Origin of the sequence: Nostoc sp. FACHB-888, from assembly GCF_014696655.1 — a bacterium.
In the GTDB taxonomy this organism is placed as follows: domain Bacteria; phylum Cyanobacteriota; class Cyanobacteriia; order Cyanobacteriales; family Nostocaceae; genus Nostoc.
Genome location: NZ_JACJQM010000022.1, coordinates 10,425 through 22,339, shown reverse-complemented (window position 1 = coordinate 22,339; position 11,915 = coordinate 10,425). Strand labels below are relative to the sequence as shown.

Sequence of the window (11,915 nt, the reverse complement as noted above, 5' to 3'; positions counted from 1 at the left end):
ATTTGAGTAGGAAAAGCTATAAGTGATTTAGTGCTAATAAGTTTCAATAAAATTATGGTTTGCTGATAGCAGTACAAAGAAGTAAAGTACCAAAAATTAATTTATAAAAATCCGAGCGACTGTTGGAAAAATGAGCAATGGGCGATTCTTTTTAATGTTTTGTAGTGTATAGATCAATTGGAATATGGTAACCAATCAAACTCGTAACAAATGCCGTTTCTGTTCAGAAATTTCCCAAGCTAATGGTGAAGATCCTATTGGTTCTGCCATAGCCGTTGAACAATATTTAATTATTGAAGCTCCACAACCTTGGCCAGTTGAGATTTGGATTGAACCCGAACCAATGCCGCAAGGAGTGTTGGACGCATTGAGTTTTGTTTGGGAACATGGTAAAACAATTCGGCAACTAGCGATTGCTCCAGATCAAGATTACTCTATACCTGGTTATAAGCACATATTTCACTATCGCCGACCAGCAGGGTTATTTGCTGAGTATGAAAAACAAGAATTTATCGTACCCGATGCTGAGATTGGTGCTTTAGCACTGGCTTTAATAAAAGAACCAGGAAACCTACCAGATTTTGAACAGTATCGACAAAAAAGCAATCATATTAGAGAATTACTTGTTTGCAACCACGGTAACGTTGATGCTGCTTGTAGCAAATTTGGTTATCCTCTTTATAAAAAGTTGCGTTCTGAGTATGCTGGTATAACTAATAGCAACTTGCGCGTTTGGCGTTGTAGCCATTTTGGTGGTCATCAGTTTGCACCTACCCTAGTTGATTTACCTCAAGGACGCTACTACGGTCATTTAAAACCAGAAATTTTGGATTTATTGGTATGGAATCATGGTTCCGTCAAAGAACTTTATCCTTACTATCGGGGATGGGGTGGTTTATCCAAATTTGGACAAATTGTAGAAAGAGAAATATGGATGCAAGCGGGCTGGAATTGGTTGGAATACCAAAAATCAGGTCAAGTTATTGCTCATGATCAAATTAATCAAGAATGGGCAGATGTTCGGATTGATTTTACTACACCAGATGGAAATAAAAGCGGTGCTTATGAAGCCAAGGTAGAAGTAAGTGGTTATGTAATGACCGCTTTTTCTTCGGGAGAGAATGAACCCTTGGAAAAAATTAAGCAATATCGTGTTAGTCATTTAGTAGAAGTAGAGTAGCATTCATATCAGGAAATCCCTCTCCTAAATTGTATAAACACTGTTTACGGCTGTTGACGGTTAACGGTTATCAGTCATCAGCCTTCATGTAAATATTCAAGTTAAATGCGTAACTCAGGCATTCCCATTTATACCAATCAGAGTTGCAATTGCCTTGACTAACTCCTCTGGTTCGACGGGTTTGGACATATGCTTTTGAAACCCTGATTCGAGTGCTTGTTGCTGGTCGATCTCTCCGGCATAAGCAGTTAAAGCGATCGCCGGAATCTGTTTAGCTTGCAATGCCTGCAATGCTTTAACTTGGCGCATCAGCATATAGCCATCTGTCTCTGGCATCCCAATATCACTGAGCATCATATCTAGTTCTGATTCTGCCAATGCTTGCAGTGCTTCTTTTGCTGATGCCACAGCAGTTACCCTTGCTCCAGCCTGCTCTAGCACAAATGTATGGAACTCGCGAGTATCATCGTCATCGTCCACAACTAAGATTTGAATACCTGCAAGGATTTCAATTGTAGGGGAAGCATTTAAGGCAGTAATTATCTCTTGTTTTGAGGTTAACTCTTTTTTAATAAGCGATAGCCTAACTGTGAAAATAGCTCCTTGCCCTTCACCTAAACTTTCTGCCCAAATCGTGCCACCATGTAATTCTATGAGATGACGGACAATTGCTAATCCTAACCCCAAGCCACCAAACTTTCGGGTTGTCGTACTATCAGCCTGACGGAAATATTCAAACACATGAGGGAGAAATTCAGGACTGATCCCCTTACCTGTGTCACTTACGGTAACCTGAGCTTGAGTATCAATGCGCTCCAGTTGAATATCAATTTTTCCTCCTTCAGGAGTAAATTTAACAGCATTCGATAAAAGATTCCAGATCACTTGTTGTAAACGACCGGAATCACCCAAAACTTGCCCTAAAGAAGAATCCAGCATCGTCTGAATTTGAATATCTTTAGCTTCTGCTGCCAAACGCACTGTTTCTAATGCCGCCTCAATCACAAGCACCAGGTTGACAGGAAACATATTGAGGTTGAGCTTGCCTTGTAAGATGCGAGAGACATCGAGCAAATCTTCAATTAGTTGAGCTTGTAATTTAGCATTCCGCTCGATGGTTGCAATAGCTTTCTTCAACGCTGCTGCGTCAAACTCACGGGTTTGTAAGAGTCTCGCCCAACCAAGAATAGGATTGAGAGGCGATCGCAATTCATGGGAAAGTACCGCCAAAAATTCATCCTTAATGCGGTTGGCTGTTTCGGCTTCAGTTCTGGCAGCTTGCTCAAGTTGCAAGAGGCGATCGCGTTCGGCTTCTGTACTCTTGCGATCGCTGATGTCTGTAACAAAAATGCTTACTCCAAAAGCATTGGGGTAGACGCGATTCTCAAACCAGCGCTGCCAAGCAGGATAAAAGTATTCAAACTGAACAACGGTTTGTTGTGCCAATGCCTGCTGAACCTGATTATAAAACTCGCTTTTGAACACATCTGGAAACACTTCCCAAATGATCTTACCTAGCAACTCTTCCTTTTGGATGCCAGCAACTTCTGCTACCTGGTCATTGACAAAGGTATAACGCCACTCTCGATCCAACACAAAGAACTGGTCTTGAATGCCAGCTAAGACAGTCTCTAAGTGTGCTTTTGCGACCTCAGCTTCAATCCGTAACCCTTGCTCCCGTTGCATTGCCTCCTGGCGCAGACGAGCCATTTTTAGGGCTGCCTCTACCCGCGCCAACAATTCACGGGCAGAGAACGGTTTAATTAAGTAATCATCGGCTCCCGCTTCCAACCCTTCCACCCGTGCTTCTTCCCCTGCCCGTGCCGACAACAGGATGATTGGAACTTTTCTCGTCTGCGGATCAGCTCGTAATTCTTGCAGCAGCGCAAAGCCATCTAATCCAGGCATCATTACATCTGTCAGTACCAAATCTGGGATACGCCCACGAGCAGAATCCAAAGCAGCTAAACCGTCCGGCACTGATTCCACCTCATACTGCTGACTTAACAGCCGCTTGACGTAATCGCGCATATCTGCATTGTCGTCAGCCAGGAGAATTCGGGGGTAGGAAGAGGAAACGGGGACAAGGGGACAAGGAGAATTCTGTTGCAACACTCCCCTTGTCTCCCCCTCCTCTTCGGGTAGCCAACGCAGGGCTTCTTCTAAATAGGGTGTTGCACCTAGTGCGGTTGAAGCTAAGGTTCGAGGGGCGCTAATCCGGTCTGGAGACAAATGAGCAGATCCTGTTGGAATTGATACAGTAAAGCAACTGCCTGCTCCTAAAATACTAGTTACTTGGACTGTTCCACCATGCATTTGCACCAATTCTTGCACCAGCGACAATCCAATTCCTGACCCTTCAAAAGTTCGTCCTTGCGACCCTTTGACGCGGTGGAATCGTTCAAAAAGGTGAGGGATTTCTTCTGCTGGGATACCAATTCCTGTGTCTTTGACTGCGAATTCAATATGGTCATTTGCCCACTGCAAGCTGACTGTAATTTCTCCAGCCATCGTGAACTTGAATGCATTTGAGAGCAGGTTAAGAACAATCTTTTCCCACATCTCTCGATCTACATACACTGGTGCTGGAAGAGAAGGGCAATTAACTGATAACTGCATCCCTGCCCGTTCTATCGTTGAACGAAATACACTAGCTAGTTCTGCGGTGAAGGTGGCAAGGTTTGTGGGTTCGTATGAGGCTTGAACCCGTCCGGCTTCAATGCGCGAGAAGTCTAACAGGCTGTTGACCAGTTTCAGCAGGCGAAGTCCGTTGCGTTGCACCATTTCTAACTGCTCTCGTTCGTTGGCTGGAAGCAGGTTGGCACAATTGGCTATGGTTTCCTCTAATGGCCCCAACATCAGGGTAAGTGGGGTACGGAACTCGTGGCTGACGTTGCTGAAAAAGACGGTTTTAGCGCGATCAATTTCTGCCAAGGCTTGGGCGCGTTTGCGTTCTTCCTCGTAAGCTTGGGCGTTAGCGATGCTGGCTGCAATTTGAGCTGCAACTAAATCGATGAATCCTCGATAATTATCGTCGAATAGCCTAAAGGGATTTAAACCAGCAATTAATATACCAGCTTTTCCCGTCTGACCGGATGGTGCAATTGGCACAGCGATCGCTTGATGAGGCGATCGCTGCCAAATACCACAAGGTAAGCTATTAAAAGCTCCCAAATCGGAAATTAGTTGTGCCTGAAGTGTTCTGATCACTTCCGCAAAGGGCCAAACGCAATCAGAATCGAGAGCGACTGTTTGAGGAACTGCTACATGGTTTTGCGCGATGCGGCACGTTCCAGCCAGAAAAACTTGCTGCTGATCTGGCTCAACTAGATAAATCATGGCGAAAGGCAGGTCGTAAGGGTTGCTCTCCAGACAATTCGCACTCAGTCTACAGGCTTGATCGAATGTCCGTGCGTCTGCTGTCCTAGCCGCTAGTTCGCGCAAAAGTGCCAACTGACGCTCACCGATAATGCGCTGCGTGTCGTCTGTATTGGCGCAGATAATCCCACCTGTGTCGCCCTGATCGTTAGGAACCGGGCTATATGAAAAAGTGTAATAGGTTTCCTCTGGGTAGCCAAAGCGCTCCATAATTAGCAGCAGCGCTTCGTCGTAAGTGCCCTCGTTCTTCAGCATCGCTGATTCTGCTCGAGGCCCAACCTGATCCCATATTTCCCGCCACACGTAAGAAGCTGGCTGCCCAAGTGCTTCTGGATGTTTGCCGCCAATAATAGCCTTGTAAGCGTCATTGTAAAGGTTAATCAGTTCTTCACCCCACCAGACAAACATGGGTTGACGGCAAGTCAGCATAATCCGCACAGCAGTCTTCAAACTCTGTGGCCACTGCTGTGGTGGGCCAAGGGATGTTTTTGACCAGTCCTGTTCTCGCATTCTAGCCCCCATTTCACCCCCAGCGAGAAGGAAATTTACGCCGACGTTGCTTGCTGACGTTAACTCGTTTTTCAATGATTCCTCTCGATTGGTCATGCGTCGGTTAAAGGCTACATCTGTGGTTATCTGTTGGTCAAAATCCCTTCTAAATCTGAAACTTACGCCCTTATACAGTCATTTTAGAGGATGTTCAAGGGCATATACAGCATGAAATACTAACTTTACCGTTACTTTTCAAAGCATTAAAGATCCTATTTTAGACGCAAGTTGCTGTTTTGACGATTTTATAAGCTGATGCCCGCGTAAACTGTATAAACACTCTTTACAGTCGTTAACTGTTAACTATTGACGGTTATCAGTCATCAGCCAATTTTGCCAAAATGTACTAGTTATCAACTATTTTATTTTTTGAAAATCAAGAAAACTGAACCTATTGGCCCAAAATTTTCTACATAAGTTTTCTGGTTATAATATAATCCTGGAGACATACCTCCATCAAATAAAATTCCTTCTTGAATCTTACCTAAACAGTTATTGCTAGTAATGCCTTCTAGGACATTATCAAACATATCTGGCAGTAATTCTTGATTAATTTGCGATAATTCAATATCTGAATTAGCTTTCAAATCATTAACTAATAAAATTACATAGCCTTGATTAGTGATAGCTGCCAGAGAACGATTGGTAGCATTTCTACAAGCAAATTGTCCTAAATCTTTACAGATATCTTTAAATTTACCCTGACGATAGAATCTGCCATTACCACCCACTAAATTGTAATTAAGAATATCGCTTTTTCTTCTACCAGCCTGGATAGTAGCCTGTCGTTGCTTAGGTGTACCTCCTGATATACCAAAAGAAGAACGTTTATTTTTAAACGCTCCTGAATACTCGACACCACGAGAAACATTTAAGCCTTGTGGTTTATCATCAGTACCTATATAGTCGGCATTAATTGCGGCAATGGGTAACTGTCCGTTTAATTTGGCATTCTCATCACCAATGAGTTCACGAAACTGTTTTGGTACATATTCTTTACGCAGTTTCCCTCTAGCATCTTTAGCGTAGAGTTTATGAGATAGACCAACATTAACTTTGAAATCTAATTCTGCTGATTTGGGATTAAAAATAATCACATTGTTAATACCTTTTTGATTCTTTTTACCTTGATTATTGGTTTTAAAAAAATCAATGCTGAACTTAGGATCTTTACCAGGGCAAGTTTTAGATGCTTTTGGGGCTGAATTTGCTTCAATCTCTTGACAACCTGATAATAAGCCTGCACTAATTATCAAGATAAATAACAAAAATAATTTTTTCAGAGACATATAATGCAAAAAAACCGCTACAGAATTACTATAGCGGGGAATAATTTAAAATTTCAGTTTGGAGTTAATCTGATAACCAAAACTTAAGAGAACCATTCTAAAACAGCTTCTTCTTTGGTGTTGGTATTTCGGGATGGTGTCTCACGATTAAATTTCATCTGAATTGACCGGGTTTGCTCACCATCAGCAGCTACAGCCAAAATCGGATAGTCAATTAAACCATCTTGGAAGGACATCTGGAAGCGGAAGGTTCCATCTGGATTTAGCTGAATTGGACGACCGCCAATGGTTACGGTAGCATCGGGTTCGGTTGCACCGTAGACTATCAATTCAGCATCGGCAATTAACCAGAACTGGCGCGGACGCATTGGTACGGCGGAAGCCGAGAAGCCAACACCTGACATTCCTGCACCGGAAGCGGTTAAGCCTGACACGGTAGGAGCTGCCCACATACCAACACCAGATGGGAAAACGTAGGAGCTAATAGCTTGTTCAGGACGCGCTGAACTTGGTACTTGATGCTGGGAACCGAAGATAGAACCAGCAACCCGTAGTGATTCGGCAGATTCTGCTAAACCAAAGATTTGGTCGTAGATGGGGTTGCCGTTACCATTGACAACAGCATTACCATTGGTGGTAGCTGCAATCTTCTTGGCAGGGGGAACTAGTTCGTACTGAGTCTGACCACGCAAATCTTCTTCAAAGTTGACAGTGATGAAGACATCTTCTATCCAGTCAGAAGGATAAACGGGAGGAATGTGTACTCTCGCAGAACGAGCTAGTACCAACCAGCGGCCATCAGCAGCACGATAGCCGATATCAATCACATAATCGCGATCGCTAACTGGAACTGGTATATACCATTCTCTCGCTAGTTCATCAGCAGGATATTCTTGAATACTGTGGGGGCTTTGGAATTCGATATTTATGTCGGTGACATCATAAATCCGTAGTGCAAGTTGTTGTCCCCCTTGCCGACGCAGTTCCTCTTTGTGATCATTGGGAATATCCCAGTAAGTGTAAGCCCACTGAGGGTCGCGTGGTAAGAGAACAATCCGGCTTTCACCATAGCCAGAAGGTAAATCTGCCAGTCCTTCATCAACATCAGCTAAAGATCCACCAGTGCGATCTTCCTGACCTAATTCAAACTTTGCAGCTTCCACGGTTTCCTGTGCCTCCAATGATCGAGATGGACTGAGCGAAATTTTATTGCGCTGGACTTCTTGAATTGATGCCAGTAATTGTGATTTACGCATTCGGCTATAGCGAGAGATGCTATATTCACTAGCAACTTTGCGTAGTTGGCGTAAGGTCATCTCCTCTAAGGGCGGGCGTTCTTTTGCCATTAATTTTGGCCTCCAGTAGTTTAAGCGGTAAATGATTTCCCCTGGTTAAAGAATGCTATGTAAAATCTCATCCACTCCAGATGAATTTCTTATTCCTGACTCCTGGTTTTGCCCAGTTTTAAGTTTTTTAATCTGTTTTTAAATTGGGGTTAGTTCCAATCAATTCCTTAGTTATGCCAAAATCAGCATTTCTTTGGGATCGAGGAAGTCCTATTTGTTAAGTCAATATTAACCACTAAGCATATGTAGGGATCAAGGGGTTGCCACAGCTTTTTTGCCTGTATTACGAATTTATAAGCTTTTCTGGGATCGTAATGTCATACTTCCATGACATTATATATTGAACAATGGCAATAATGTCAAAATTTCATGACATTAAGCTGTGAGTTAGTCAAAAAGCCTAATCTACAAACAATACCTTTGCCAAAAAAAGACTATTTAGAGACGTTCCAAGAAAAATGAAGAGTGCTGAGTTTAGCAAAACTAAAAAAGGCGTAGGCGTAGCCCGTCGGAGATATTGTTCGCAATACCAACCAAGGTATAGTATAATATTTTACATATTTATTTAATCTTGCCTCTGTATTTCTGGGGCTGGGAACAATAATATTTTTGATGTTTCTCTACAAATTAATTCTCTACCTGTAAGGCCAATTCATTAGATTGTAGGATTGAAATTTTTTGGCAATCCAAAATTAAATATTTAAAATTGGCACAGTCATTGCTTAATCACAAAGAACAAGGGACAAATGACTAACCTGATTTTAGTTGTAGACGACGACGATTTAATGCGAATGCATCTGTGTGAGCAATTGACAGAAGCAGGGTATCAGGTGGTAGAAGCGAGTAACGGTTTAGAGGCGATCGCTATTTATACTCATCTCCACCCAGAGATAGTACTGTTGGATGTCATGATGCCAGTGATGGATGGGTTTAGTTGCTGCGCTCAACTGCAAACACTCCCTGATGGCAAGGACACACCAGTGTTAATGATGACGGATTTTTATGATCAGGCATCCGTAGAGAAAGCTTTTGCTGTGGGTGCAACTGATTTCATTAGCAAGCCGATTCAATGGCCAATATTACGTCAAAGATTGCGCCGTCTTCTGGAAGCTAGTCGAACTGTGCAGGAATTACGGCAGCAAACTGCACAGGCACAATTGCAAAAAGCCCAATTCAGGATCGCATTAGACGCGGGTGGCATGGTCATCTGGAACTGGGATCTGCTGACGAACAAAATTACTTGGTCAGATAATCTAGAAGCGCTTTTTGGCTTAGAGAAAGGCACTTTCAACTACACCTATGAAGCTTTCATCTACTGTATTCATCCCCACGATCGCGATTTAGTCAGGCGATCGCATCAGCAAGCTATTCAGGAAAAAGTTAAATATGACATCGAATTTCGAGTTGTTTTAGCCGATGGGAGAATTCGTGTTTTAGCAAGCAAAGGTGTTGTTTATAGGGATGCATCTGGAGTGGCTGTGCAAATGTCTGGGGTATACATGGATATCACCAAGCGCAAGCAAGCCGAGGAGGCGCTAAAAGTTCATGCTAACCAGCAAGCAATGGTGGCAGAACTAAGTCAAATGGCCTTAGCTAGTACAAACTTGACTACGCTGATGAACTCATGTGTAACAATGGTTGCCCAATGTTTAAAAGTTCAGTCTTGCAAAATTTTGGAACTACTGCCAGATGATCATAAATTGCTGCTACGCGCTGGGGTAGGTTGGCAACCTGGACTTGTCGGAAAGGCAACCGTTAGTGCGGGGATCAATTCTCAAGCTGGCTACACCCTGCTTTCTAAAGAACCAGTGATTGTTAATGATCTGAGCGCCGAAACACGATTCAATGGGCCGCCACTGCTACATGAGCATCAAGTGGTGAGCGGTATTAGCGTAGTGATTCATGGCAAAGAACGTCCTTTTGGTGTATTTGGGGCACACACAACCAAACACCACACTTTCACCAAAGATGATATTTCTTTTCTCCAAGCTGTTGCCAATCTTCTCGCTACAGCCATTGAGCGCCAACGGGTAGAAGACGCACTCAAAGAAAGCGAAGAACGCTACCAGTTAGCCGTACAGGGCAATAATGATGGCATTTGGGATTGGAACGTTAAAAATAATCAAGTATTTTTCTCAACTCGCTGGAAGGAAATGCTTGGTTATGAAGAACATGAGATTTCCAATCATTTAGACGAATGGGCAACACGAGTGCATCCAGATGATATTGGATTTGTAAGACAAGCGATCGCTGATCACTTTGCTAAAATTACCCCGTTTTGTATCAGTGAACATCGAATCCGGTGTAAAGATAACACCTATAAATGGGTTTTAGATCGCGGTCAGGCAGTATGGGATAAAAATGGTACCGTAGTACGGATGACAAGTTGTCATACAGATATTACTGAACGCAAACAGGCAGAAGAACAACTGCGTCAGAGCGAAGAACGTTTCCAAATAGTCGCCCGTGCTACCAATGATCTTTTATGGGACTGGGATTTGCTGATTAATGAGGTGTGGTGGAATCAAGCTTTACAAACTCTCTTTGGTTACTCACAAGAGCAAATAACATTCACTGCTGATTGGTGGAGTGAACATATACATCCAGATGATAGGCAGAGACTCGCCACCCAAGCGCGGACACTTATAGATAGTGGTGAAAAATTCTGGCTAAATGAATACCGCTTTCGCCGTAGCGATGGTTCTTATGCCTATGTCTTTGATCGCGGTTATGTCGTTCATGACCAGGCAGGCAAACCAGTGCGGATGATGGGTGCGATGATGGATATTACCGAACAGCGAGCCGTGCTACACGAGCGCAATCGCGCACAAGCAGAATTAGAACGCCAAAATATGCGATCGCAACTGTTCGCTAATATTACCCTGAAAATTCGTCAGTCTCTACAAATCGATAATATTCTTCAAACCAGCGTCACAGAGGTACAAAAGCTACTGCTTGCCGACCGGGTATTAATCTTGCGTCTACAGCCAACTGGCTCTTTTTTGGCCGTTCAAGAGGCAGTAGTTCCCGGCTTGCCTGTTGTTCTGGGGCAGCAAATTATCGACCCTTGCTTTCGTGACGATTACATAGAGCAGTACCGTCAAGGGCGAATTAGTTCCATTAGCGACATCAAGGAAGCTGATATCCAACCTTGTCATGTCGAATTGCTGCAACGTTTCGCCGTTAGAGCCAACCTTGTAGTCCCAATTTTCTTGAAAAATCAACTGTGGGGGCTACTAATTGCCCATCAGTGCGCCCATCCCCGCCATTGGACTAACTGGGAAGTTGAACTTTTGCAACAGCTGGCAGATCAAATAGGCATCGCCTCCGCTCAGAGCCTAATTTTAGAACAAGAAACTTGGCAACGGCAAGAACTCACCCGTTCTAACGAAGAACTGAAACAATTTGCATTTCTCGCCTCCCACGATTTACAAGAGCCACTGCGTAAGATTAAAAGCTTTGGCGATCGACTCAAAACAACCTGTGGCGATACATTAACCGAGCAAGGGCGTGATTACCTAGAACGAATGCAGAGTGCTGCATCCAGAATGCAGACATTAATTGAAGACTTGTTGACACTTTCACGAATTAGTACCAGAGCGCAACCTTTTGTATCATTAAATCTCACAAAGATTGCCCAAGAGGTATTATTTGATTTAGAAATTTATGTACAGCAAACTGGAGGAAGTGTGGAAATAGGAGAGTTACCCACCATTGAAGCTGATCCTTTACAAATGCGTCAATTGCTGCAAAACCTGATCGGTAACGCCCTCAAATTCCACCACCCACAGATACCACCTGTGATCAAAATTTATAGCGAATTTTTGAACAATCAAGCAGATAACATCTTTGCTAATTCTCAACTTTGTCAAATTACCGTAGAAGATAATGGGATTGGTTTTGAAGAAAAATATCTTAATCGCATTTTCAATGTTTTTCAACGTTTGCATAGTAGCATTGATTACGAAGGTACTGGCGTAGGTTTAGCTATCTGTCGGAAAATTATCGAGCGTCATCACGGAAAGATCACAGCCCAAAGCAAACTTGGGCAAGGAGCGAAATTTATGATCGTATTGCCAATTAATTCCCACACTTGATTTTTATTCCTAGAGAGGGATAATGCTAGACCCTAAAATTAACTGAATTGTACAACTACGTCCTGTAATTTGTCGC

5 protein-coding genes are annotated in these 11,915 nt (G+C 43.2%); 2 read left to right on the top strand and 3 right to left on the bottom strand.

Going from position 1 to position 11,915, the window contains the following annotated elements; all coding sequences use genetic code 11:
• The first annotated feature begins 184 nt into the window (after positions 1-184).
• Positions 185-1,180, top strand: coding sequence for a sucrase ferredoxin (locus H6G26_RS15835; protein ID WP_190730169.1), 996 nt, complete (start codon positions 185-187; stop codon positions 1,178-1,180).
• 114 nt (positions 1,181-1,294) lie between these two features.
• On the opposite strand, the gene H6G26_RS15830 is transcribed toward H6G26_RS15835, so the two are convergent.
• The 3 genes from H6G26_RS15830 to H6G26_RS15820 all read right to left on the bottom strand — a co-directional run bounded on the left by H6G26_RS15830 (position 1,295) and on the right by H6G26_RS15820 (position 7,742).
• The gene (locus H6G26_RS15830; protein WP_242053737.1) at positions 1,295-5,080 is read right to left on the bottom strand and encodes an ATP-binding protein; all 3,786 of its coding nucleotides are present in this window, start codon (positions 5,078-5,080) and stop codon (positions 1,295-1,297) included.
• A gap of 389 nt (positions 5,081-5,469) precedes the next feature.
• Complete coding sequence (locus H6G26_RS15825; RefSeq protein WP_190730167.1) at positions 5,470-6,396, bottom strand: phosphodiester glycosidase family protein; 927 nt, start codon at positions 6,394-6,396, stop codon at positions 5,470-5,472.
• A gap of 83 nt (positions 6,397-6,479) precedes the next feature.
• Positions 6,480-7,742 carry a DUF4912 domain-containing protein gene (locus tag H6G26_RS15820; protein ID WP_190730166.1) on the bottom strand — a complete coding sequence of 421 codons (1,263 nt, stop codon included), beginning with the start codon at positions 7,740-7,742 and terminating at the stop codon, positions 6,480-6,482.
• Positions 7,743-8,488: 746 nt separating this feature from the next.
• Here H6G26_RS15820 and H6G26_RS15815 point away from each other — a divergent pair.
• Positions 8,489-11,839, top strand: a complete 3,351-nt coding sequence (locus H6G26_RS15815; RefSeq protein ID WP_190730165.1) for a PAS domain-containing protein — start codon at positions 8,489-8,491, stop codon at positions 11,837-11,839.
• Positions 11,840-11,915 lie beyond the last annotated feature (76 nt).